The following is a 26202-nucleotide window of genomic DNA, read 5'->3' as shown; positions in this document are numbered from 1 at the left end:
GTTTTAAATAGGCTATATTATTCCTAAGATAATTTTACTATATTTTAGCTACAATGTTAATTGCCTTGTTATGCTTTTAAATTTAATCCAAAAATAATCGAAAGAGAATCAAGTTATGGAAAGAAGTTTTTATATCTATGGATCTTGTGTGTCTCGAGACGGATTTAGCTCAATTGATAAAAGAGAACTAAATCCTGTGGGATATACAGCAAGGTATTCTCTAGCTCGCTTAATATACCCTAAGGTCCATAATAACTATGATCTATCATTATTAAAAAGTCAGTTTCAAAAAAGAATTTTAAAGAGAGAGTTACTAAATAGTCTATTTGATGATATATCACAGGCTGATCCTGATTTTATAATTTTAGATTTTATTGACGATAGATTTGGACTGATTGAAATTGAAGAAGGTATTTTTGTAACTAACTCTTTCGAGCTGAGAAAATCAAAGGCTTGCAATCCTGAATCAAGTTTAGTAACAGCTAAAAATGATGAGTTTTTCAGTGTATGGAAATTAGGTGTTGATAAGTTCCTAGACTTTGTTAAAGAAAAAGATTTATTAGATAAAGTTATTGTTAATGCAGTGTTTTGGGCAAATATTTATGAGGATGGTGCTGAGATTAAAAATTATCCTAGCATTCATCATGATTCGCAAGAATATATTAAGTCCTTTAATGATTTGTTAACAAGACAATATGATTATTTGGCCACAAAACTTAAACCGAATCAGTTTATTTATTATCCTGAAGAGTTGATTTTAGCGAATGCTAATCATAAATGGGGTAAGAGTCCATTTCATTATTCTGATAAATTGTATAAATTCTTTTTGAAGAAAATTGATGAGTATTCTTTTTCTTTATTAAAAAGAGAAGGTTTTAAAAGGTGGAATAAGAAAACCTATTTCGATATAAGTGAAGAAGAGTTGTTTGGTTTGATACCTAAGAATGAGACAGCTGCTTACTCTATCAACTATAATAGTATTAAAGCTCCCTTAGATATATTATTTAGAGGGTTCAGTAAAAATAATATAAGAAAATATAAAAAGATTTTAGTTTCATTAAATGGAGCAATTACTAATAGATCTGAAAAGAGTAATCCATTTTTCTCAAAGATGGACTTAAGTACAGAATTAAGCCCAGACTTACCATTTATTGCTTTTTCCGATCCAAGTTTATATCTTTCAAAAGAGCTCTCACTCGCTTGGTATAACGGCAATCACTTGTTTCCGGATATAACAAGCGCAATTGCTCGTATTTTAGACAATATAGTTAACCTATATTCAGAGTATAATTGTGAGATAGTTTTGTGTGGGGGATCTGGTGCAGGCTATGCAATCTTAAATCTCTTAAATCACATGAAAAATGATAACAAAGCATCTGCTCTGATATGGAACCCACAAATAATATTGAGCGAGTATAATTTAAATGCATTTAAAAAATATCTCGATTGCTGTTTCCCAAACTTAAGTCCAGAAAATTATAAACTTAAAAGAGACTTAAGAGAATTGGCGCTAGTTAATGGAATTAACGAAGAGATAGAGTGTAATATTAACTCTAAAATTATAATATTAATGAATGAGAACGATCATAAACATATATTCAAACACGTTTCTAAGTTTGTACAGAAGTGTAGTTTAAGTCAAAGCTATACCTGTGGTCATAACTATCTATTTTTTGAAGATAATATTAAAATTATATTCGGATCTTGGGGCAAGGGGCATGCTGTTCCTCATAGGGAGAATATAAAGTATTTTCTCACCTTACTGTTACAAGAGAAATTCGATGCTATAGGTGAAAAAGAAGCTCAAGAAGTGCCCTTATCAGATAAGGCAGCCTTAAATAATTGTAATTTATTGGAGCTTAAAGATGAGCAATGGCTAAAAATGTTATCAGTGGAGTATGATAAAGAAACTTCTGAGGTGCAGATTAATTTTAATATTGATAAGTATTTTTCAGTTTATAATCTAGTGTATTATGTAGTTCATGAAGGTAAGGCAATAAAGTCTGCTTGGGATACTAAACGCACGAAATTAGTATTTAAAGTTGAAGGTTATCCTGCTGAAGAGTTAAAAGTTAGAATATACATTAGGAATATATTTGGGAAACAAAGGATTATATCTAAAGGAGTTTGTAATTAAAACTATGAATGTTCGGCTTATTATAGATTTTATCAGAGGGTCTTATTTTGGTTTTCTTCAGGAATAAATCAAAAACTTCAACAAATATAGTTGAGTTGGTATTGATTAGCGATGAGCTTTCATCTAGATCGTTAGAAGTTGCAAATGAAATTAGAATCAAAGAAAACTATCTATTCTACCAACTGAGGAAACGTAATAAGCCCGACTTCATACTCGTCGAATCTGCATGGCGCGGTCACAAAGACAAATGGCGCTATAAGATTGCCAATTATCCTGGTTACCCTGAACGTAATAACGTTGAGCTACGCAAGCTGTTAGAGCTGGCGGATACATATAATATCCCTGCCGTCTTTTGGAATAAAGAAGACGGCGCGCATTTCAATCGCTTTATCGACTCCGCCAGTTTGTTTAAGTACATTCTGACTGTGGATGAAAACTGTGTCGAGCGATATCGTTCTATATTAGGTAAGAGCGTAAAAGTAGGGGTTCTGCCTTTTGCAGTCCAGCCTAAATTTCACTATCCTATTGCATTACCACCACGCTATAACCAAAGTTTGTTTGTTGGTAGCTATAGTCACCACATACATAATGCACGGCAACAGTGGCAGGATATGGCGTTTACTGCAGCTTCTCCCTATGGGCTGACTATTGTTGATCGCAATTCTGATCGTAAGTCTGACGTTTATCGTTATCCTAACTTACCTAATATGACTTTAAAATCTGCTGTACCTTATGATAAAACAGGTGAACTATTCAAGCAGTATTCACACTGTCTCAATGTTAATACTGTGACTGACTCTCCAAGTATGTTTTCCCGTCGTTTGATTGAGATTATGGCATGCGGTCGTTTAGCAGTGACCAATCCTAGTTTGTCGATCAGTACTCGCTTTGAAGGTATGTGTGAAGTCATTGATAGTAAAGAGCAAGCAGGTGAATTATTTGCACAATTATCTAGAGGTTATACTACACAGCAGATAGAAATGATGCGCTATGCTAGCAACCATGTATTGCAAAATTATAATTACAATAAATGGATTAAGAACATCGTTGAGTTTATTGAGCTATAGTAATTTTAATACGTTATTGTTTCTAACGCTTATCTATATTCCTTTCATCTTTTTAATATAGCTAACATACTATGAAAAAAATCACTCACGCCGTTATTCCTGTCGCAGGCTTTGGTACTCGTATGTTGCCATTGTCGAAGTCTGTACCAAAAGAGTTATTGCCGCTTGGCAATCGTCCTGCTATTCACTACGTGGTTGAAGAGGCTATCGCTGCGGGTATTAAGCATATTGTCTTAGTCGGTCATGCGCAAAAGAGCGCGATAGAAAACTACTTTGATATCAATGCGGAATTGGATAATCAATTACGTCATAAAGGTAAAGACGAGCTGGCTGATAGCTTAAATTGGTTGCCAGAAGATGTGACGGTATCGATGATACGTCAAGGTAAAGCGTTAGGTTTGGGACATGCGGTACTGGCAGCGCGACCAATCATCGGTGAGCATGACTTTGCCGTATTGTTACCTGATGTCGTGCTTGATCCATTTACCACTGATATGTCAGCTGATAATTTGGCCTTTATGTTAGATGCGTTTGCTACAGATAGTCATTCACAGATATTGGTTGATCAAGTAGCGGATGAAGACGTACATAAGTATGGTATCGCTCAACTAGATGAAAAGCTCAGCAATACTAATGACATTGATGAAGAAGTAAATACTAATGCTAGCTTTAAAGTGGCTGGTTTTGTAGAAAAACCTAATCTAGATGATGCCCCCTCAAATCTGGCCGTCGTAGGGCGCTATGTATTTAGCAACCATATCTTTGATTACTTAGCCAATACTAAAGCATCTGTCGGTGGTGAGATTCAGCTGACAGATGCGATTGATGCGCTCATTAGTGAATATGGTGTCCATGTCACGACCATGCGTGGTGATAGCTACGATGCAGGCGATATGCGCTCGTATATGCAGGCGTTCATCTACTTCGCCGAGCAGCAATTAGCAGATGATGAGTAGCTGATGAACGAGATAAAGGGCGACAAGGCATATAGCAGTGCTCGACATTCTAAATACTGGCAGCAACTACAGACGCTTGCAAAACATCCGTGGTCGCTTGCACAGTTATTCTCGCAAGATGATAAGCGTGCCAAGCATTTTAGCGCGCAGGCTGGTGCGCTGTATATGGATTTTAGTAAGCAGCGTATCGATCAGACAGTATTGTCTAACTTGCTAAGTTTGGCCGATAGTTGTGAGCTGGATACTCGTATTGATTCATTACTGCAAGGGGCGATGGTAAATACCAGCGAGCAGCGTGCTGCGTTGCATACAGCGCTACGTTTGCCAGCGACAGCGACATTACAAGTCGATGGACAAAATATTGTCGCTGATGTACATCATAGTTTGGCACAAGTAGCGCGCCTATCTGAGCGCGTGCGCAATGGTACATGGCGCGGGTTTTCGGGCAAGGCAATTACAGATGTTGTCAATATCGGGGTTGGTGGTTCTGATCTTGGCCCACTCATGGCGACTACAGCGCTTGATGAATGGGCAGATACCAGTATTGAGGTGCATTTTGTCTCCAATATGGACGGTACGCAGCTTGACAATCTACTCAAGCATTTAAACCCTGAGACCACACTATTTATTATTTCTTCCAAATCCTTTGGTACGGTTGACACTTTATCGAATGCTAAGACAGCATTATCTTGGCTACTTGCGACGGCAAAACTCCGTGCAGGCACAGAAGATAGTGTATTGCGTCGACACTTTATCGGCATCTCAGCCAATAGTGAAAAAATGAGGGCTTGGGGAATTCATCCTGAGCATCAGTTGCAACTTTGGGAGTGGGTCGGCGGTCGCTTTTCTTTATGGTCGGCGATTGGCCTTGCCATTGCTATTCGTATCGGTATGAATGGCTTTAAGGCATTATTAAGTGGCGCTCATAGTATGGATGAGCATTTTGCACAAGCTGACTTTGCCGACAATTTACCCGTACTGCTAGGCTTGCTGGCAGTTTGGAATAGTACTTTTTTACAAGTAAATGCGCACACTGTATTACCTTATGATGGCAGGCTAGGCTATTTGCCGAGTTATCTTACTCAGCTAGAGATGGAGAGTAATGGTAAGTCTGTTACTCGGAACGGGGATCATATTGACTATGATACGTGTCCAATTCTATGGGGTGAAATTGGCTCAAATGCACAGCATGCATTCTATCAGCTGCTGCATCAAGGCACGCAGCAGGTCTCCTGTGACTTTATCGCTTGCGTACGTCGCTACGGTGATGAGGCGCGAAACTCATCATTGCAACAACAGCACGAATTGTCTTTAGCGAATTGTCTGGCGCAAAGTCGAGTATTGGCATTTGGCAATGCGGCTGTAACAGATCTGGCCGATCCAAAGACAGTATCTTATGCGGATAAATATAAGTACTACCATGGGAATCAACCGTCAACCACATTACTGATTGATGAGCTGACGCCGCATAGCTTAGGCGCATTGATAGCGCTTTACGAGCATAAGGTCTATGTCATGGCCAGCATTTGGGATATCAATCCGTTTGATCAATGGGGCGTCGAGATGGGCAAGCAAATGGCAGACTCCGTACACCATGCTATGCAGCACATGCAAAAAGATGCTCAAGGTCTATTCGATACGTCTACTGACCAATTATTACAGCGTATTAAGCAGCTGTCTTAGTAGTATTGATACGTCAATAATATAGGAAAGCACGCTCATGGAGACGGCTTTAGATGGTAGCCATATGAATAAATACAATAATGAATCTGAACCAAACCAATTAACTGACTCTACAGTTTGTGTGCTTATTGGTCACAGTATAGAGGCGATTACCAGTGCAGTGGTGCTGGCAAGTCTTGGTCAGTGTGTGCATCTTTATGCAGACAAGGCGCTACTGACGCAGCAGATACAACAGTATAGTTTTGAGCATCATCTGCAAGCGCTATGGCAAATGTATGAGCAGCAGCAGGTTATTATTAGTAAAGCCCTACCAGCTAGTGCCGATATGCTAATAAAAGGTTATGAAGCAGTAGGCCATGACAAAACTGATGTTCAAAGTACGGTGACGCTTTATTGGTTGTTTTTAGACAGTGTCAAGCTAGCATGGACAGAAGACAGTTGGATTACCGCATTTAATCAAAGTCATCAGCAGGCGCTACCTGTGATTATGAGCGGCATTGAGCAATTAGGCCATGTAGCCGGTTTGGCTCAGCGTTTACAGCGTGCTTGGGTGTATTACGTGCCATTTGTATTCTTACAGGACGGCGATGCGTATAGCTCGATGTTGAACCCTTCATTATGGCTACTGGGTGAAAAGACAGTGAGTAGCAGCCAGCACTTGAATGTGTTGAAGCCTTTAATGCAGCATGCACGCGCGACTCACCATGCGGATATCGCAACGATAGAGTTCGCTCGCAGTAGTATCATGGCAATGCTAGCAACCAGAGTGAGCTTTATGAATGAAATGTCACGTTTGGCTGATAGTCAAAATGTTGATATCAGTCAAGTCAGTCGTATCATGGGATTGGATGAGCGGGTAGGCAGCAGTTATCTAAAAGCAGGGTGGGGATTCGGTGGTAATACTTTGCCTACCGAGCTGGCTAAATTGCAACAATCAAGCCGCACACACAGTTTGGATATGCCTTTATTACAATCTATTGTACATATCAATGAAGACCAAAAAGAGCTGATATTCCGTAAATTTTGGCAATATTTTGATGGTTTTATTGATAATAAAACAGTCATGATTTGGGGCGGTAGTTATAAATCAGGTTCAGGACGTACTGCTAGCTCAGCTATCCATCCGTTATTAGCATTACTGTGGTCTTATAATATTCGCACACTGGTTTATAGTGATAAGGCACAGCACGAGCTTGCTGAGCTTTATCAACAACAGTCATTGCTTGAGCTGATTGCTAGTCCTTATCATCAGCTTTGCGATACCAATGCTATTTTCATCATTAGTTGGTCACCACGAGATCAATTAGATATCGCCAAAATCAATCAGCAAGCCATGCCAGTATTTGATGCGCAAAATGCCCTGACACGCTCACAAATTAATAGCTTAGTAGGTGACTATATGGGTATTGGTCGAACTAAATAGTTTGGTTTAAGGTTTTCTGTGTATAGAAAAAAGGCTCGCTAACACTCATTAGCGAGCCTTTTTAGACTGACAATCAGAATTGTTTCTACTGGATTAATAACTTTATGCTGGTACGGCACCTTGCGTTGCTAGCCACTGCTCTATCTCTTGAATTTTAGCAGCCAGTAACGGTTGGTCGCCGCGACTTTCGATATTCAATCTGATAAGTGGCTCGGTATTCGAGGCACGTAGATTGAAGCGCCAGTCACCGAAATTCAGACTTAAACCATCGAGTGTTGATTTAATTGGTTGCTCGTTGCTGAATTTGGCTTCAATCGCGCTAATAATTGTTGGTGCATCATGAGTTGTGAGACGAAAGTTTAATTCGCCTGAGCTAGGATAGGCAGCAATATAGCCTGTGACCAATTCGGATAGTGTTTTACCAGTGATAGACAACAGTTCAATGGTCAATAACCATGGAACCATACCACTATCGCAATAGAAGAAGTCGCGGAAATAGTGATGGGCAGACATTTCACCACCGTACACAGCACCTGAGTCCCGCATGACTTGCTTAATAAATGAGTGTCCAGATTTACTAATGACAGCCTTACCGTTATGTTCCTCTATCACTGCTTCGGTGTTATAAATTACTCGTGGATCATAGACGATTGACTCGCTTGGGTATTTATTTAAAAATGCTTGAGCGAGCATACCGACGATGTAGCTACCATCGATAAACTCACCACGTTCATCAAATAAGAAGCAGCGATCAAAGTCACCATCAAAGGCAATGCCAAGATCCGCGTTATTTTCCAAAACGGCTTGCTGGGTAGCCACTCTATTGGCTTCAATCATTGGATTGGGGATGCCATTAGGGAAGCTACCATCTGGTGTATGATGCAATTTAATCACTTCAATCGGTGCATCTGCTTGTGCTAATTTATCGATTAATAAATCGACCACAGGACCTGCGCTACCATTGCCTGAGTTAACGACCAGTTTGAGTGGTTTTAGTTTATCAGTATCGATAAAAGTCATGACATGATCGATATACGCGCTTTTATCCGTCAATAACTGCAATTTGCCTGATTGATTATCCGTAGTGAACTGCCCAGATTCTGCCAGTGCTTGAATCTCTGCCAAACCATCATCAGCGCTGATTGGTTTTGAATGTTCTTTAACCAGTTTTAGGCCATTATAATTGATAGGGTTGTGACTAGCAGTTACCTCAATACCACCTAACGCCTGATAGTGACTGGTGGCAAAATATACTTCTTCAGTACCACTCATACCCAAGTCAATCACATCAACGCCTGCATCCATCATACCTGTGATAGCTGCTTGCTTTAACTGCTCACTAGAGTGGCGAATATCACTACCAATAACGATAGCAGGTTTTAAAGTTGCCATATCATCGACTTGGGTTTGAGCCGTTGCCTGATAACGCTGATATAAAATCTGTGCGAACGCGCGCCCGATACGGTAGGCAATATTTTCATCGAGATTGACCCCAAGCTCACCGCGAATGTCATAGGCTTTAAATGAACTGATAGTAATAGGGTCGAATTTCGCGGCTGGTTGATAGTTGGTGGTCGCAGAAGTGGACATAATGATAAAGTTCCTCGCGCATGAGCAGTGGTAAAATGAAGTCGTCAGTAGCACAATTATAAGCCAAGCTGTGTTCAATGATACACTAACTATTAGACGAATCAGCAAACAACACATAAACGATAAGAGCCGCCCTTATGAGTATTTCAGACAATAAAGTTACCGTGCCTGTACCAGTACAAGGAGCACCAGAAGCCACTGGCCAGCTTGATGATTTGTTAGCGTTGATGGCACGACTAAGGACAGACTGTCCGTGGGACAAAAAGCAAACCAACCATAGCCTTATTCCGTATGCCATTGAAGAGGCTTACGAGCTAGGCGAAGCGGTACAAAGCGACGATGATGAAGACATCAAAGGTGAGCTTGGCGATGTGCTGCTGCAAGTGGTGTTTCATTGTCAGATATATGCGGAGCAAGGGCGCTTTGATATGAGTGATGTTATCAGTACTTTGCAAGAGAAGCTGGTTCGCCGTCATCCGCATGTGTTTGAAGCTGAAACGCTCAAAGACGATGCGGCAGTAAAAGTACGCTGGGACGAAATCAAGCTTGAGGAGCAGCAGGCACGCGAAGCACGTGGTAAATCAAAGCGTCGCTTAGATCAAGTCAAAGCGGGTAGCGCATTGATGCAGGCGCAAGATGTACAAAAGCAAGCGTCAAAGTTGGGTTTTGATTGGGAAGGTATTGCAGGTGCCGTAGATAAGTTAGACGAAGAGATTGCTGAGCTAAAACATGAGCTAACAGATAAGTCTACAGCTGAGGTCAAAGCTAACATCAGAGAGGTTGAAAAAGAATTAGGCGACTGTATTTTTGCACTGGTCAATGTCGCACGCAAATTAAATTTGGATGCAGAGGCGGCTACCTTAACCTGCGTGCACAAGTTTAAATCTCGCTTTGGTTACATTGAAACGCAATTGGCTGCTGCTGGCAAGCAGTTAGAGGACAGCGATATAACAGAAATGGATGCACTGTGGGAAGCGGCGAAACAGCATGAACGCTCATCGTAAATTTTCACTTGTCAGCTTACTGACGACCACAGTTTTTAGTCTCCTATTGTCTGTGGTCGCACTCAATAACGCCAATGCAGATCCTTGTTTTGACGACCCTAAACGTGCCTATGAGTATTTAATCGCAAAAGAAAAAGCTATTACACAAGCGCGTGAACAGAAAGTCATTAATATCAATCGAGCCAATGAAGGCGAGCTAGTTTCGTTAGATGGTATCGGCAGCAGTAAAGCGCAGGCGATAATTTTATATCGTGACATGTTTGGCGGTTTTAAGACAGTGGATGAGTTAGCCAAAGTGAAAGGTATCGGTGCAAAAACAGTCGAGAAAAACCAAAGACGTTTAAGCGTGCGCGATTAATGACGGTGTTTTGCATTAATTAACCCTAATATTGACAAAATAGCATGTAAGTAAATGTCATAACACCCCCAGTAGGTCCAAAATTTGTTAAACTAGCGGGTACATCCGCCTGATAAACGCTGTGTTATTCAGGGGTAGTTAAAGAATACCGGCGAGGAGTAGATGCATGGCCGAGCGTGCCGCCAAGCAGTTAGAACTGAACAAATCTGAATTACCCAATTCCATTACTGAAGTGATTGCCACATTGACCCGTGCTGGGTTTGATGCGTATATCGTCGGTGGTGGGGTGCGCGATACTTTATTAGGTCTGCGCCCGAAAGACTTTGACGCTGTCACCGATGCCAAGCCACATGAGATTAAAGATGTCTTTGGCAAGCGCTGCCGCATTATCGGTCGCCGCTTCCAGTTAGCGCATGTATATTCAGGTCGTGAGCTGATCGAAGTTGCTACTTTCCGTGGGCCACCAACCAGTGATGCCAATACCAATCAAGATGGTATGATTTTGCGCGACAATGTTTGGGGCGATATCCAACAAGATTTCTCCCGTCGCGATTTCTCTATTAATGCGCTTTATTATCAACCGCTCAAAGGCATCGTTCATGATTTCTGCGGCGCGCTTGATGATATTGATAACAGAATCATTCGCCTATTGGGCAATGCGCCAGTACGTATCGAAGAAGATCCTGTGCGCTTGCTCCGTGCCTTACGTTTCAAAGCCAAGTTAGGTTTTGAGTTTGATGAAGCGTTGTCCGCGCAATTCAATGACGGGAACTGGGCGCTGCTTGAGCAAATATCGCCGCATCGTCTCTATGATGAAACGCAAAAGATGTTTACTGGTGGATATCTAGTACCCCTATTGCCATTATTGTTTGAATCAGGTGCGATTGATAGTCTCATTATTTATCCACCGTCTGAGCCAAGTGCTTTAGTCAATCAGGTAGCTATCAATACCGATAAGCGTATTGCAGCGGGCAAGAGTATCAACCCTGCGTTCTTCTATGCTGCCTTACTGTGGGAAAACTATCTGCATCAATTAGCAAAAGCCAAGAAGCGCAATATGCCATTTGCCGAAGCGCAAATGCATGCGGCTGGTAAAGTCATCGACCGCCAGCGTATCAAAACCGCTATTCCGAAATTTGCTGAGCAGTTTATCCGTGATATTTGGATATTGCAGCCAAAACTTGCAGCTCCGCGTAGCAAGCAAATCATTCAGCTATCTGAGCATCCGCGTTTCCGTGCTGGCTTTGACTTTTTGTTATTGCGTGAGCAATGTGGCGATGCTGAGCATCCGCTATCAGAGTCAACCAACGATATGGGTGACTGGTGGCAGACGTATCAAACCTTGTCTGAACAAGAACAGCAGCAAGCGATTGATGAGTTTGACGAAAATATTCGCCGAGGTGCTTATAAAAAAGGGCAACGTGGTCGCGGACGTAATCGTCAAGAATCAAAAACACAGACTACTGATAACGCAACACCTAATCAGAACAGTACAAAGCAAAACAAAGCCGATGACCGTGCTGAAAAAGGTAGAAATAATCAAACAATGGTAAATGATTCGTCAAATATTCCAGCCCGTCGCCGCCGCGCTGCAAGCCAAGCTAAAGCTGGTCGCACTGACAGTAGCAGACACAACGTGCAGCAAGTAGAGCAAGACAATAACGAGCTTGCTCAGCTACAGCAGTTGTCTCTTGCTAATAACAAACAGTCGGCAAATCAACAGGCAAAGCCTAAGCCATTATTTGTTATCGAGCACGAGAACGTTGTGCCACCTTTACAGAAGCAACTGTCAGCTGATAATACATCGAAACGTAGTAAAGCACCTGTACGAAAGCCAGCATCAACCAATCAAGATGCATCAAAGCAAGCGGCTAAGTCTGAACGCTCAAATAACGTTCAGCCGTCTAATACTAATAAGCCAGAAGCTCAAGCGTCAGCTAGTCAGGCTAGACCAGCTCGCTCGATCGCAAGATCACCTGCGCTAGTCAGTATGAATAACGAGCCGATCCCTCATAAGCGTCGCCGTCGTCAACCTACTGTAGATAGTACAAGCAGTGTCGAAGTACAAGGCAATAGCGATGCGAAGGGCGGTGATAGCAAAGCACAGCCAGCAGCGAAGTATGCGAAAAAAGTGCCTAAGCCTGCAGTTGAATCGACTGATAAAAGCGATACTAAAGGTGTAAAGGAAGTAGGTAGCAAGGCATTAGATAGCAAAGACGCGACAAAAACCGCTGCACCTGCGAGAGCCAAGAAATCGGTGAAAGCAACTACTGCAAAGGGTGCTAAAGCGAAGCAAGATACGAGCGATCAGATGCCCGCTATGAAAGTAACTGATAACAAAGGCCCTGTACCATCGAAGCGCCGCCGCCGTCAGCCTAGTACTGAAAGCGCATAATATGGACAACAGTACAGATAATAGTAACTGGGTTACCTGTTATGTAGGCCTAGGTAGCAACCTCGCTAATGAGTTAGGGTCGCCTAACGATCATTTGCAGCAGGCGCTTGCAATGATGCGAGCACATGAGCAGGTACGCGAAGTAAGTGTCTCTTCTTTTTACGCTTCAGCACCGATGGGTCCACAAGACCAGCCAGATTTTGTCAATGCAGTGGCTGGTTTTGAGACAACATTTGCCCCTTACGAGCTGCTTGCTTTTTGTCAGCAGTTAGAGAGTATGGCTAAGCGAGCATGTTTGCGCCGTTGGGGTGAACGTAGTCTAGATGTTGATATTTTGCTATACGGTGAGACACAGATTACTGATCCAACACTGACAATACCGCACGCTGGCTTAAGTGAGCGTAATTTTGTCTTAATACCACTGCGAGAGTTGGCACCAAATTTAACCATCGCAGGTAAGTCGATAGGTGACTATTCCCAAAGTCGCGATTGGACAGGTTTAACATTACTATCAAGCGATTGATTATAAGTAATTGATGCTAAGTGATAGACGTTAAATGTTTGAAAGATTTGTCTAACGTATTTCAAGCATAGCTCTGATAGTAGCAATATTGATAATCAAAGGCATTGCAGATTAATTGAGGGTCATATGACGACATTATCTACTCTAAATAAGTTTAAAAAAGACGGTACCAAGTTCACTTGCTTGACCTGCTATGACTCGATGTTTGCACGAATGATGGAAAAAGCCGAAATTGATACGATTTTAATTGGGGATAGCTTGGGCATGGTTGTACAAGGCCATGACTCGACACTACCTGTGACAGTCAATGATATGGCTTATCACACTGCCAATATTGCCCGTAGTAACAAGCACGCGTTGATATTGGCTGATCTACCGTTTATGAGTTATGTGACACTACCAGAAGCCGTTGCTAATAGCCGCACGCTGATGCAAGCAGGGGCGCATGTCATAAAAATCGAAGGTGGTAGTGAGCTTTGTGAATTGGTAACGACCTTGGCGCAAGCAGGCACACCAACTTGTGTACATCTTGGTTTGACCCCGCAGTCTGTGAACGTGTTTGGCGGTTATAAAATTCAAGGTCGCGGCGATGAAGCAGCTGATAAACTGCTTGCCGATGCTAAAGCAGTTGTAGCCGCTGGCGCTGCACTACTAGTGTTAGAATGTGTTCCAGCTGCGCTTGCAAAAGTCGTTACTGAAGCTGTGGCCGTGCCAGTCATTGGTATTGGTGCTGGAGCCGATACTGATGGTCAGGTATTGGTTATGCATGACATGCTAGGTATGGCGCATGGCCGAGTTCCACGTTTTGTCCATGATTTTTTAACAGATGAGCGCAATAGTACACACAGTATCGAAGGTGCTTTTGCGCTCTATCAGCAGTCAGTACGTAAAGGTAGCTTCCCGACTGAGCAGCACCAATTTAGCTGATTTTGACGTTATTAAAGTTATTTGAGCTATTGAACAACAGAACGTTTGAATAGAAGAAAAGTAATCATGTCTCCAATTATTTATCATGATATCTCGTCACTACGTGAAGCGCTTCAGCCTTATCGTGGTCAGCAACGTGACAAACAAGGCCGTCAGCAGCGCATTGCGTTAGTACCAACGATGGGTAATCTGCATGACGGTCATCTTGAGCTGGTAGAAATTGCCAAACAGCATGCAGATGTAGTGGTGGTCAGTATCTTCGTTAACCCTACTCAGTTTGGCGTTGGGGAAGATTTTGACAGCTATCCGCGTACGCTAGATGCAGATGTGGCTAAGCTTGCGACAGTGAATGCAGATTATGTGTTTGCACCTAGTATTGATGTAATGTATCCAGTATTACCACCACCTACTGCTGTATTGGCTGGTGCTATTGCCAATCAGTTATGTGGTCAATCACGTCCTGGACACTTTGATGGTGTTGGTATTGTTGTCGCTAAACTATTCAATATCGTACAACCAGATGTGGCAGTATTTGGACAAAAAGACTATCAGCAGCTTGCTATCATTAAGCAATTGGTACGTGACTTGAGTTATCCTATTAATATCATTGGTGCGCCTATTGTTCGTGCTGATGATGGCTTAGCGCTATCATCGCGTAATCAATACTTAAGTGCAAATGAGCGTCAAGTAGCTCCTGTATTACATCAAGCATTGCAAGAATTAGCACAGAGCTTGAAAAGTAAGGCTCTTAGTCAGCAAGCATTTGATAAGCTATTAGTAGATATGCGGACACGTATTAGTGACGCAGGTTTTATTATTGATTATCTGGAAATAAAGACTGAAGAGCTATGTTCTGTCGTAAGTGACTCTAAAACCTTTAATATAGAAAACAAAAATATCGTTATTTTAGTTGCAGCGTGGCTAGGAAAAGCGCGTTTGTTAGACAATCAGTTGGTAGTGGTAAATTAGCTTTTATGACATAGCAGTAGACTAGATACAATAGACTTGGATGAGTAGATCATGGGTGTAAGTCAGGATCAAAATAGTAATGCAGCAGCAACGATAGCGGATCAGACGTCTACGAATAAGCTCAGTATATTGGTGGTCTCAGGGCGTTCAGGATCTGGTAAAACCTCAGTATTGAATATCTTAGAAGATCTAGGCTATTACTCTATTGATAACCTACCGCTGTCTTTGTTACCTAATGCTGCTCATAAACTGGTCAATGAAAGCGGCATTCATCGTATTGCGCTGGGTGTCGATATTCGAACGCCACGTGCTGATTTATCTAACTTTGCAGTAACGTATGCTTCTCTCAAGGAGACTTATGGGTCTCATGCGGTACAAATTTTATATGTGACTGCACAAGAGAGTACGCTGATAGCTCGTTTCAATGCGACGCGACGCGTACATCCGCTGATGTCTCAAGATATCGATAGTGATAATGCTAAGCATGTTACTTTCAACTTACCTGCTGCTATCAAAAAAGAAGTTGAGCTATTAGAGCCAATTGCTAGTCACGCTGATATTAGGATTGATACCAGTAGCCTAAATATCCATCAGTTGAAAGACAGCTTGCGTGAACACATAGGTATGGACAACCAGATTTTCATCAATCTACTGTCTTTTGGTTTTAAATACGGTAGCCCTATCGATGCTGACTTTGTATTCGATGTTAGAATTTTACCGAATCCGCACTGGAACCCTGAGTTACGTGACTCGACAGGTCTGGATACTGAGGTAGGGGCTTTCTTCTCAGATTATCCAGAAGTAGCAGAAATGACGGGTGATATCGATAAGTTTTTGACCCGTTGGCTACCAGATTTTTTGCACAATAATCGTCATACGGTCACGGTTGCCATAGGCTGTACGGGCGGCAAACATCGCTCTGTTTTTATCACTGATCATCTACAACGCCGCCTTGCTGATGCTATGCCTAAAGGCGTGAAGGTATTGGCAAAACACCGCGAAAAAAGTCGTTGGTAATGATATCAGACACTATTTAATTTATTAATTATTATTTTGGAAAGCTTTTATGATTGACTGGAAAGAACAGGACATGCGCGTTTCGCGCACAGAACTCAAAAAAGCCCATGAGCGCTTGCAGCAGTTATCGATACCGCTTGCTAGCTTATCGAAAAAACAGTTAAAAGCCTTACCTGCCAGTGATTATTTTATGGCAGAGCTAATGGCATTGGCTGATATTACTAGCGCCAATGCTCGCAACCGTCAGACCAAACGTGTTGGTAAGCTGATGATTGAAGAGAATCGCCATGAGCTGATAAAGGCGTTATTTGATGCCTTCTTTCCTAAAGAGCAAGTCTCAAAAATAGAGAGCTGGTACGAGCGTCTAAATATCAATGATGAAGGTACGCTCAAGCAGTTTGTGAAGCAATATAAAGCTTCTGAGCACCACAGTATGTATCAGTTGCTGTTGTGGATAGAATATGCCAAACATATGCAAGACGATGAGTTGCTGGCAGAATCTAAAGCAGATTTAGCGAGTTATATTCGTGAAGTGGCTATTTTGTCGCAGCTGAAAAAATAACATTTATAACCAAGCTAGAAATCTATTAATTAGAATTTTATTAGTTGAAAGATTAGTAGTTAAAAAATGGGTGATTAAAAGACGTATAGCTAAAAGGTTAAGATGAAAAAAAGCCAATCAATTTATGATTGGCTTTTTTGTGCATGACGTACGGATGTACTGTGCGTTATGTCTATTATTCAAGTATTTATTGCTTGAGTTATTTCTTTTCAGCACGGGCTTTGTCGACCAAGTAGTCGACGACTTTAGGTACTTTAGCACTCTCACCAGTGACTACATATTTGCCTTGCACCACCACAGCTGGTACGCCAGAAAGCTGATAACGTTTAGCGCCTTCTTGTGAGCGACCAATTTTTGTACCAACAGCGAATGAGTTATATAGGCTGTTAAATTTCTTTTCATTCACGCCTTTTGACGCGTACCATTTGCTCAATGATGATTGATCAAACAGTTTTTTACCATCTTTGTGGATAGCATCAAATAATGCAGAATGAGTTTTGTCTTCGAACCCTAAAAGCTGAGCCGCATAAAAACCGCGTGCATTGGCTTCCCAAACAGGGTTAAGTGCCGCTGGTGTTTTGAAGAATACGACATCTTTGTCTTTAGTCTTTGCCCATTTTTCCATATGCGGATCAAGCACATTACAATGTGGGCAACCATACCAAAAGAATTCACGAACAATGATAGCATCACCGCTGATTTTCTCTGGGTTGTCTAGCACACGGTAATCTTTTCCAGCGACATAGTCTGCAGCTTGTGCGCCCATAGAGGCAAGTCCAATGGCCATGGCTAGACCAGTCAGTGTGATGACACGTTTCATACTTTATCCTTGAGGTGTGGAGACTTAGAATGGGTTAGGAGGTTGGTGTCTATATGGTTGTTAAATATGTGACACTTTAAAATATATAGCGCTTAAAGCGTCTAAACCAGACAGTGTCGAGTATAATCGAACAACAGCCAAGTATCGACTATGATAACGTAAAATGTATGTACTTGTGAATCGCATTCTTAACCGATAGTTGTAAAGCTGTTAGCTATTATTTAAGGTATATTGCTTGTTACTTTCTGAACCTACTGTTTCTTAAACGCCTGCTTTATTTCTATGTAAGATTTAAGACAGTCGAAAGTATCAGGACGCGATATTGTCACGAGGATATGTATCTTTTCTATATCAAGATATTGCCCAAAAAACAGGGTAAAATTTAAGCCTATTCACAATCGCTGACGATGTGCTTACGACAAAACTGCTACTCTCATGCTAATATTAAGCACATAATCGTGCACTGTAAACGATAATAACGATAGTGACAATCAAGGAACATACCATGAGCTCAGTTTTAAATTCTTCATCAACTTCGAGTGATCAAAATAACAATAGCACTTTCAATAATACAGAATCTAACACCATCAACGTGGATCCTAGCGAAGTCGAAAAATTTAATAACTTGGCGAGTGAATGGTGGAGCAATACAGGGGCGTTTGCAACGCTACACGAGATCAATCCATTACGTCTAAATTGGATAGAAGAAAACGTTAAACGTGGCTATCAAAATGCTGCTAATAAAACCGCTGAGCAAGGACTTGCTGGCAAAAAAGTACTCGACGTAGGGTGCGGCGGCGGAATATTGTCAGAATCTATGGCACGCCGCGGTGCTGATGTGACAGGGATTGATTTAGGTACAGAAAACTTAAAGGCTGCAGCATTACATGCGGAGCAAAGCCAGTTAGAGAACACGCTACGCTATCAGCATATACCCGTTGAAGAGTTGGCAAAAACGCAGGCTGGTCAGTTTGATGTGGTGACGTGCATGGAGATGCTAGAGCACGTGCCAGATCCTAGCTCGATTGTGCAGGCTTGTTATGAGTTACTGGCTCCTGGCGGTGTCTGTGTACTATCAACGATTAATCGCAATCCTAAGTCTTATCTGTTTGCCATCGTTGGTGCAGAGTATGTTCTGCGGTTGCTTGATCGTGGTACCCATGACTATGCCAAATTTATTACACCAGCAGAATTAGACAAAATGGCACTTAATTCTGGATTTGTTCGTCAGGATATTATCGGTTTGCATTATAATCCGCTGACCAAACGCTACTGGCTTGCCCAAAACGTCGATGTTAATTATATGATAGCCGTACAAAAGCCATTGATTTAATGCTGCACGCAGCCATTTATTTGCCGTACTTTCACTAAACACGTCATCAATCTCAAGAGCATTCACTATGACCCAATTTGTAAAAGCTGTTTTATTTGACCTTGATGGGACATTAATCGATACTGCTGCTGATTTTGTTCGTATTATTGGCAAAATGAGTCTCGAAAATGATTGGCAGGCACCGCCTGAAGCAGAAATCCGTGAGCAAGTCTCTGCGGGTGCCTCAGCTATGGTGCAATTGATGCTAAGACATAACGATCAACTCGAAGTCAGCGAGGAAGCGTTGCTTGAGTTTCGTCAGCAGTTCTTAGATGATTATGAAGTAGATATTTGTGTCGATAGCTGCGTGTTTCAGGCGCTTGAAGCGGTGCTGACTGAGCTTGAAGCAAAAGGTGTGCCTTGGGGTATCGTTACCAACAAGCCACGTTATTTAGCCGAAAAGCTATTAAGTGAGATGCAACTGGATCAACGCTGTGCGGTTTTGGTCTGTCCAGATGACGTATCACGTACCAAACCAGACCCAGAGCCAATGTATATGGCGCTAGAAAAACTGGGTATCCCTCGAGGCGCGGCAGGCTGCGTACTCTATGTCGGTGACCATGTACGTGATATTGAAGCTGGCAACGCTGCTGGCATGCCAACGATTTTGGCCGCTTATGGATATATTCCACCTGAAGATCAAAAGTCTTTGAAAAAATGGGGCGCCGACTATATTACTGACACCCCTGAGCAGCTAAATAAATTGCTGCTATCGTCTGGCAAATTTGAGTATATATAGACTGCTATATATCACCAGATTTACAACCATAAGCACATATCCTCAACGATTTAATGATAAGTAGTGAGCAATGCCATGAGTGACAATAATAATCAACCAGTCGTTCCACAAGACAATAAAAAAACTGTTCAAAGTCCTATTCAGCCTTTGACTCATGATGATATACGTAGCTTTGTACCGTCCAGTAATTGCCTAGATGGTAAGACTATTTTGGTGACTGGAGCAGGGGATGGTATTGGCCGCGTTGCGGCATTGACCTATGCTCGTTATGGCGCCACTGTCTTATTGTTAGGACGCACTAGCAGCAAGCTTGAATACGTCTACGATGAGATTGAGAGTCTTGGTGGTAAGCAGCCTGCTATGTTGCCGATGAATCTAGAAGGGGCGACTTACGCTGAAATGCAGCAGCTCGAAGGGCTAATCAATAAAGAAGTCGGCCAGTTAGATGGCATATTGCATAATGCTGGTGTATTAGGACAACTGACGCCGCTTGAGATGTATGACGTCGATACTTTTGCCCAAGTGATGAAAGTCAATTTCACAGCGACTTTTATGCTGACTCAAGCGCTATTGCCGTTATTAAAAGATGCTGATCATGGATCTGTTGTCTTTACCTCTAGCACTGTAGGTACACATCCTCGCGCATTTTGGGGTGCTTATGCACTTTCCAAACAAGCAGTAGAAGGTATGAGTGATATCTTTACTCAAGAGACTCAGAACACAACCAATCTACGTTTCAATTGTGTCAACCCAGGTGGTACTCGCACTAACATGCGTGCGCATGCGTATCCCGGTGAAAACCCTATGAGCTTAAAAACACCTGAAGATATCATGGCAGGCTATGTCTGTCTGATGAGTGACGAAAGTATTGGCGTACGCGGTCAAGTGATTGAGTTACAACCTAAAGACTAGTAGCAAAGTTTTAAGGTAAGTCAAAATAATTACGTCATTCTTTATTGATGGTTTTATACACTATCGCAGGTTGCAATTAACCATAACTAGCCCCATCTATTTGTTATTAAAGACATTTGTATTGTCTAATTATAATGAATAAAAAAATAGGATAAGATTATGGCAGGTGGCTGGTCAAGAGATGGTGCTGAGCACGAACAAATGGATGCAACTGTAAATGATGCATTGGAGCGAGCGCGACGTTCGTTACCGACAGGTGTAAGTGCTGAGTTATGTGACGAATGTGGTAAGCCTATTCCAGAGGCAAGGCGACTAGCAGTACCTGGTATTAAGCATTGTGTTAGCTGTCAGACGGAGCTTGAGCAGGAAGCAAAAGCAGCTGAGCTGTTTAATCGCCGTGGTAGTAAAGACAGTCAATTGCGTTAAGAATAGTTAGGGCTTGTCCTCAATTCAATCGATAGTCATCTAAATGGGTTAAAAATGGCTAAATCTTGCCAAACGGCATCAAATAGCTGACTAATATCTCGATATTATCTGCGCTATTTTCCTTGTTTGAATGCGATTTATCTCATGTTTATCACCATTTTTAAAATGAGGACACGCTCTAGTTGCGTTAAAAAAAGAAAGGGCGGACATTGCTAGCTAAAATAGCAATGTCCGCCCTTTTTTTGTCTGTTGCTATATAACCAGTGCCATCAGTTCGCGATCGCACTCTTCCCAATCTATCAATACTGATGACGCTTTGGCATCACTCTCAGTTTCTTCTATATCTGTATCGGCAGCATTTGTATCGACAGTATTGCCTAATTGCAAAATAATTTCCAATCGACTATCCGTCTGTGGGTCGATGGTTCTGGTGGTTAGACTACCAGGGTTAAAATTGATCTGCACCCAGCCATCAGAAGTATGTACCACGCCTTTGATACGTTGCCAGTTTGGCAGTGCTAATAACCAATCCTGTAAATCGTCAGCGTTTAGTATGTAGTGTGCAGGTAGTCGCCATCCAGCCAATTGAAAATCTTGCTGCTCTTCATGATAGCGATAGGGTAGATCACTATTAGCACTAGCCTGAGCTTCTGTCTCATCGGTAGATGAACTCGATAATGGCACAGTTGCTAAAGAATTGGCTTGAGACTGTAAACCAATCATAGATTTTGTAGGATTAGAGATACTGACTTTTCGTTGTTTCGAAATGATAGAGCTGGGCTGATTTAGTTGGTCGTTTAACGTAGTCGAGTATGTACCTGCTACAAGACTATCTGAGGAATGAGTGTCTGATGAATGGACATCTGATGAGTCTATTGCCTCAGATGCCTCAGGTGCCATTAGTTCTGATGCTGCCCAAATGATTTTTACTTGTGAATTTAGCGTGGTTATCCATTCTACCAAGGTTTGTTTTTCGCTAGTATCTAATTGGGTATAACGATTGATTATCAGCACATCGGCATCACGGACATGCGCTTGAAAACCATCATGATCACGATACTTAATCTGTTGCCACTGCTCGCCACTTAGCACGGTTATGACAGCATTCATTTTTAGGGCAGTTTGCCAATGCGGCGCACTGAGTTGTAATATCAGCTCACGTGGATGTGCCAATCCTGTGGGCTCGATTAACAATCGCTGTGGATGATGCTCACTGAGCAGGCGACTGATTGCAATTTGTAAGGGCAGCTGACTGGTGCAGCAAATACAGCCACCACTGACCTCACGAATGGCGATATTTTTTTGCTCAAGCTCGTTATCTTGGGATCTTGCAAGGAGTGCGCCATCAATACCGATACGGCCAAACTCATTGATTAAGAGGGCCCAGCGTTCGTCATCAGGTTTTGTGGCCAGTAACTGATTAATTACAGTGGTTTTGCCAGCACCTAAAAACCCTGTCACTAACGTGCAGGGTATGTTTTGAAAAATAATTGGGTTTTTCACAAATAGGCTCATCATATTGGCACGTGTTTGTGAGTAAACAAACACGGCCTATATTAAAAGGAATTAGATCAGTCAAAAGTTATTCACTCTTGATGGTTTCTACCTCAGCTTCATCAGGAACGAACACATAGCCAACGCCCCAGACGGTCTGGATATAACGCGCTTGTGAAGGATTGTCTTCAATCAGACGACGCAGACGTGATACTTGGACGTCGATAGAACGCTCCATCGCACCCCATTCACGACCACGGGCAAGGTTCATCAATTTATCACGGGTCAATGGCTCACGTGGATGCTGTACGAGCGCTTTTAGCACTGAAAACTCACCTGTCGTCAAAGTGACTACGTTACCATCGCGTTTAAGTGTACGTGTCGATAGATCTAGTGTCCATGGACCAAACTCGACCACTTCCATTTGATGACTTGGTGCACCTGGCAACTCACGGTTTTGACGACGTAATACAGCTTTGATACGAGCCAACAGCTCTTTTGGATTAAAAGGCTTGGGCAGATAGTCATCTGCACCCGCTTCTAGACCGGCGATACGGTCAGCATCACCGCCTTTGGCAGTCAGCATAATGATAGGAATATCTGCATTGTCCTCGCGCAGACGCTTACAGATACTGATACCGTCTTCGCCTGGCAGCATCAAATCGAGCACGACCAAAGAGAAAAGCTCACGTTGCATGAGTTTGTCCATCTGACTGCCATCATGAGCGGTACGAACGACAAAACCGTCGTCTTCTAGGAAGCGTTGCAACAAAGAGCGCAGACGAGCATCGTCATCGACGACTAAAATACGCTGAGTCAACGTGTCAGGGCTGTTGTTATCAGTCATACAGGCATCCTTTTATAAAAATTATTGTTATCAGAAACTACAAGTAAATAGCTATGAGCAAAAACACTGCCACTAATTATCATTATTTAATTATTGGTTACGAATAAGCACTTCATAAAATTAAAAACTATTGTTCAATATGTCAGCACATATCAATATTTGTGTTATTGATACTTTAGTGTATAAGATTGCACCGAGAATTGCATCACCCATGGTAATAAATGCTGTATGCGTTTGTTTAACAAGTCCATAGAATGTGTGATATAGAACGATTTGCGTCCTAAAATGCGCCATAAATAACGAAAAGATAAAAAGGATTTTTATTCATGCAGCTTTTGCTATAATGCAAAGCTACATTTCTCAACGATTGATACGTATATGAGTAGCACTGATACCTTAACGTCATCTCAAACCTCGACAAATGCACAGGTTTTAGATGCAACCACACACGCGAATATTCACGACAAGCTTGCTCGCGCGCTTGGCATTAAGACTGCTCAAGTCAATGCGTTTGTCAAACTTTATGATGAAGGCGCGACGGTTCCTTTTATTGCGCGTTACCGCAAAGAAAAGACTCAGAATCTTGATGATGCGCAGCTGCGTGCTTTAGAGAAGTCTCTTAATTATGAGCGTGATATGGCAACACGTCGCCTCAAAATTACTGAGCTGCTAAGCACACAGGGCAATATGACTGACGAGCTACAGACGCGTATCGATAATGCGACGTCTAAGCTTGAGCTTGAAGACATTTATCTGCCATATCGTCCGCGTCGTCGTTCACCTGCTGCCAAAGCTCGTGCCGCTGGTCTTGATGCTGCTGCCCAAGCGGTCTTGACCCAAGAGATCACTCCGATGGATGCCTTGGCTGATTATCAAGTCCAGTCAAGTATCACTGATGACAGTGGTAATGAAATCGAGGTTGATTTTAGCGATAACGAAAAGCAACTCGCTGGCGTACAAGCGATTATCGTTGATGAATGGACACAAGCATTGGGCTTGTTGGACAACTTACGCAGTGGTTTTGCCAAAACTGCCAGTATCGTATCGAGCGTTGCGAGCGAAGAAAAGCGCGAAGTTGGCGAAAAATTCAAAGACTACTTTGAGCATAGTGAAAGCCTTGCTCGACTGCCAAATCATCGCCTATTAGCAATGTTGCGCGGTCGTCAAGAAAATGTCTTGGGTCTAAAAATTGAAGGCGAAGACGCACCATTTATCGAAAAAATTATCAATCATTTCGACGTCGATGCCAAAGCGCCAGCAGCACGCCGTGAGTTTTTGGCAGAGGCAGCCAGTAGCTTATGGAAAGACAAATGGCGTCCGCATATCGAGCACCGCTTGTTAACTGAAAAGCGCTTAGCCGCAGAAGCGGATGCGATTGATGTGTTCGCTAGCAATTTACAGCATTTGCTAATGTCTGCACCTGCAGGTCCTAAAGTGATCTTAGGTGTCGATCCTGGTATCCGTCATGGCGTAAAAATGGCCATCGTCGATGCGCAAGGTCATGTCATGTCAGATAGCGAAGAGAAGCCTGTCATCGCGACAGTGTATCCATTTGCACCTGATAATAAGATGGATGAAGCTAAAAAAGTCATCGATGAGCTGTTAAGCACTTATAACGTTGATTTGGTCGCTATCGGTAATGGTACGGCAAGTCGCGAAACAGATGCGATGATTAAAGAGATTTTGGCTGCGAACGATGCACTAAAAGCCAAAGCCGTTATCGTTAATGAGTCGGGCGCGTCTGTTTATTCAGCGAGTGAACTTGCTAGTGAAGAGCTGGCCAATCTAGACGTTTCTGTACGCGGTGCAGTTTCTATTGCGCGTCGCTTGCAAGATCCATTGTCAGAGCTTGTGAAAGTTGATCCAAAGGCCATTGGTGTGGGTCAATATCAGCATGACGTCAATCAAAACCAACTTGCCGATAGTCTTGATAAAGTAACTCAAGATAGCGTGAATGCCGTGGGTGTGGACGTAAATACAGCCAGCCCAGCTATCCTGGCTCACATCGCAGGTCTTAACCGCAATGTAGCGCAGCAAATCGTCACCTATCGCAAAGAGCATGGTGCATTTGATAGCCGTGAAGCGCTTAAAAACGTCCCACGTCTAGGCGCTAAGACATTTGAGCAAGCAGCTGGTTTCTTGCGTATTCATAATGGTAGCAATCCATTAGATGCCACTGGTGTGCATCCAGAGAGCTATGCATTGGTCGATAGTTTACTCGCACAAGCGGGAAAGCCGTTGTCAGAAGTCATCGGTAATGATGGCGTGTTAAATACTATCGATACGACTACATTGGCTGCTAACGACGATAATGTCAGCGTAAAAGCGATTATCGAAGAGCTTGCCAAACCTGCTCGTGATCCTCGTCCTGAATTTAAAACGGCCAATTTCCGTGATGACGTCAATAGCATCAAAGATTTGAGCGAAGGCATGATGTTAGAAGGGGTAGTCACCAATGTAACGGCCTTTGGTTGTTTCGTTGATGTTGGTGTACATCAGGATGGCTTGGTACATATCTCGCAGATGGCCAATGACTTTGTCGCAGATCCTATGAACCGTGTCAAACCTGGTGATATCGTATCGGTACGGGTTATCTCTATCGATGAAAAACGTGGTCGTATCGGATTTAGCATGAAACCTGAATCTGAAAAACCTGTCCGTACGGCTGCCAAGTCTACGACAGCTAGTACAGATGGCGAGAAAACCAGTCGTTCACGCAGTAATAATACAAATAGTGACCGTCCAAATAATAGCCGTCCAGCTACTGACAAACGTCCGTCTAAGCCACGTGGCAAGCGTCAGGATAAAGACAACGCGAGCAATCGTAGTAAGCCAGTAAAAAATGATAAAGCTGAAGCCCCAAGTAAAATGGGTACACTCGGTGCTTTATTACAAGAAGCTGGCGTGACTAAAACTAAGAAATAAATACTGCTAAAAATAGCTAGAATTGATAGTTTGATATATAAAAAGGCAGCCATATG

The 26202-nt window shown here is 42.4% G+C and carries 22 protein-coding genes; 18 read left to right on the top strand and 4 right to left on the bottom strand.

Annotation, left to right across the window (positions count from 1 at the left end; all coding sequences use genetic code 11):
- Positions 1-115: 115 nt before the first annotated feature.
- The 5 genes from JMX91_RS09195 to JMX91_RS09175 all read left to right on the top strand — a co-directional run bounded on the left by JMX91_RS09195 (position 116) and on the right by JMX91_RS09175 (position 7266).
- The gene (locus tag JMX91_RS09195; protein WP_201548733.1) at positions 116-2137 is read left to right on the top strand and encodes a DUF6270 domain-containing protein; all 2022 of its coding nucleotides are present in this window, start codon (positions 116-118) and stop codon (positions 2135-2137) included.
- 47 nt (positions 2138-2184) lie between these two features.
- A complete protein-coding gene (locus JMX91_RS09190; protein ID WP_201548732.1) occupies positions 2185-3204 on the top strand; it encodes a glycosyltransferase in 1020 nt (339 codons plus the stop codon).
- 71 nt (positions 3205-3275) lie between these two features.
- The gene (locus tag JMX91_RS09185; RefSeq protein ID WP_201548730.1) at positions 3276-4160 is read left to right on the top strand and encodes a UTP--glucose-1-phosphate uridylyltransferase; all 885 of its coding nucleotides are present in this window, start codon (positions 3276-3278) and stop codon (positions 4158-4160) included.
- 3 nt (positions 4161-4163) lie between these two features.
- Positions 4164-5843, top strand: coding sequence for a glucose-6-phosphate isomerase (gene pgi, locus JMX91_RS09180; RefSeq protein ID WP_201548728.1), 1680 nt, complete (start codon positions 4164-4166; stop codon positions 5841-5843).
- Between the two features lie 64 nt (positions 5844-5907).
- On the top strand, positions 5908-7266 hold the full coding sequence (locus tag JMX91_RS09175) for a UDP-glucose/GDP-mannose dehydrogenase family protein (protein ID WP_201548737.1): 1359 nt from the start codon (positions 5908-5910) through the stop codon (positions 7264-7266).
- 102 nt (positions 7267-7368) lie between these two features.
- Here JMX91_RS09175 and JMX91_RS09170 read toward each other — a convergent pair whose 3' ends face one another.
- Positions 7369-8856, bottom strand: a complete 1488-nt coding sequence (locus JMX91_RS09170) for a phosphomannomutase CpsG (RefSeq protein ID WP_201548726.1) — start codon at positions 8854-8856, stop codon at positions 7369-7371.
- A gap of 137 nt (positions 8857-8993) precedes the next feature.
- Here JMX91_RS09170 and mazG point away from each other — a divergent pair, with 137 nt between their 5' ends.
- From mazG to yjgA, 8 genes are all read left to right on the top strand, one after another.
- A complete protein-coding gene (gene mazG, locus JMX91_RS09165) occupies positions 8994-9860 on the top strand; it encodes a nucleoside triphosphate pyrophosphohydrolase (RefSeq protein ID WP_201548724.1) in 867 nt (288 codons plus the stop codon).
- Positions 9844-10218 (top strand): ComEA family DNA-binding protein, encoded by a 375-nt coding sequence (locus JMX91_RS09160; protein WP_201548722.1) that lies wholly within the window; start codon positions 9844-9846, stop codon positions 10216-10218. Before mazG ends, JMX91_RS09160 begins: the two co-directional genes overlap by 17 nt.
- Before the next feature lie 166 nt (positions 10219-10384).
- A complete protein-coding gene (pcnB, locus tag JMX91_RS09155) occupies positions 10385-12613 on the top strand; it encodes a polynucleotide adenylyltransferase PcnB (RefSeq protein ID WP_201548720.1) in 2229 nt (742 codons plus the stop codon).
- A 1-nt stretch (position 12614) separates the two neighbouring features.
- Entirely contained in the window at positions 12615-13136 is a 522-nt protein-coding gene (gene folK / locus JMX91_RS09150; RefSeq protein ID WP_201548718.1) for a 2-amino-4-hydroxy-6-hydroxymethyldihydropteridine diphosphokinase, read from the top strand.
- Positions 13137-13262: 126 nt separating this feature from the next.
- Positions 13263-14063, top strand: a complete 801-nt coding sequence (gene panB, locus JMX91_RS09145; RefSeq protein ID WP_201548716.1) for a 3-methyl-2-oxobutanoate hydroxymethyltransferase — start codon at positions 13263-13265, stop codon at positions 14061-14063.
- Between the two features lie 66 nt (positions 14064-14129).
- On the top strand, positions 14130-15032 hold the full coding sequence (panC, locus tag JMX91_RS09140; RefSeq protein WP_201548714.1) for a pantoate--beta-alanine ligase: 903 nt from the start codon (positions 14130-14132) through the stop codon (positions 15030-15032).
- 51 nt (positions 15033-15083) lie between these two features.
- Positions 15084-16049, top strand: coding sequence for an RNase adapter RapZ (gene rapZ, locus JMX91_RS09135; protein ID WP_201548713.1), 966 nt, complete (start codon positions 15084-15086; stop codon positions 16047-16049).
- A gap of 49 nt (positions 16050-16098) precedes the next feature.
- Positions 16099-16611: a ribosome biogenesis factor YjgA gene (gene yjgA / locus JMX91_RS09130; protein ID WP_057757930.1), complete on the top strand. Its 513-nt coding sequence runs from the start codon at positions 16099-16101 to the stop codon at positions 16609-16611.
- Positions 16612-16810: 199 nt separating this feature from the next.
- On the opposite strand, the gene JMX91_RS09125 is transcribed toward yjgA, so the two are convergent.
- Positions 16811-17431, bottom strand: coding sequence for a thiol:disulfide interchange protein DsbA/DsbL (locus JMX91_RS09125; protein ID WP_102091399.1), 621 nt, complete (start codon positions 17429-17431; stop codon positions 16811-16813).
- A gap of 505 nt (positions 17432-17936) precedes the next feature.
- Between JMX91_RS09125 and ubiG the strand changes: the two genes are divergently transcribed.
- From ubiG to JMX91_RS09105, 4 genes are all read left to right on the top strand, one after another.
- Entirely contained in the window at positions 17937-18764 is an 828-nt protein-coding gene (gene ubiG / locus JMX91_RS09120; RefSeq protein WP_201548712.1) for a bifunctional 2-polyprenyl-6-hydroxyphenol methylase/3-demethylubiquinol 3-O-methyltransferase UbiG, read from the top strand.
- 67 nt (positions 18765-18831) lie between these two features.
- Complete coding sequence (locus tag JMX91_RS09115) at positions 18832-19542, top strand: HAD family hydrolase (protein ID WP_201548711.1); 711 nt, start codon at positions 18832-18834, stop codon at positions 19540-19542.
- Positions 19543-19617: 75 nt separating this feature from the next.
- Positions 19618-20454: a YciK family oxidoreductase gene (locus JMX91_RS09110; RefSeq protein WP_227679350.1), complete on the top strand. Its 837-nt coding sequence runs from the start codon at positions 19618-19620 to the stop codon at positions 20452-20454.
- A 159-nt stretch (positions 20455-20613) separates the two neighbouring features.
- Positions 20614-20880 (top strand): DksA/TraR family C4-type zinc finger protein, encoded by a 267-nt coding sequence (locus JMX91_RS09105; protein WP_201548710.1) that lies wholly within the window; start codon positions 20614-20616, stop codon positions 20878-20880.
- Between the two features lie 252 nt (positions 20881-21132).
- Here the strand turns inward: JMX91_RS09105 and JMX91_RS09100 are convergent, their stop codons facing one another.
- Both JMX91_RS09100 and ompR read right to left on the bottom strand, forming a co-directional pair.
- Positions 21133-22383, bottom strand: coding sequence for a GTP-binding protein (locus JMX91_RS09100; RefSeq protein ID WP_227679349.1), 1251 nt, complete (start codon positions 22381-22383; stop codon positions 21133-21135).
- A 79-nt stretch (positions 22384-22462) separates the two neighbouring features.
- Positions 22463-23221, bottom strand: a complete 759-nt coding sequence (gene ompR, locus JMX91_RS09095) for a two-component system response regulator OmpR (protein WP_057757943.1) — start codon at positions 23219-23221, stop codon at positions 22463-22465.
- A gap of 378 nt (positions 23222-23599) precedes the next feature.
- Here ompR and JMX91_RS09090 point away from each other — a divergent pair, with 378 nt between their 5' ends.
- Positions 23600-26146 carry a Tex family protein gene (locus JMX91_RS09090; protein ID WP_201548709.1) on the top strand — a complete coding sequence of 849 codons (2547 nt, stop codon included), beginning with the start codon at positions 23600-23602 and terminating at the stop codon, positions 26144-26146.
- The last annotated feature ends 56 nt before the right edge of the window (positions 26147-26202 follow it).

Source organism: Psychrobacter sp. Pi2-1, assembly GCF_904846645.1.
GTDB lineage: Bacteria > Pseudomonadota > Gammaproteobacteria > Pseudomonadales > Moraxellaceae > Psychrobacter.
The sequence above is the reverse complement of the archived record's forward strand: the minus strand, read 5'-3'. Positions and strand labels throughout refer to the sequence as shown.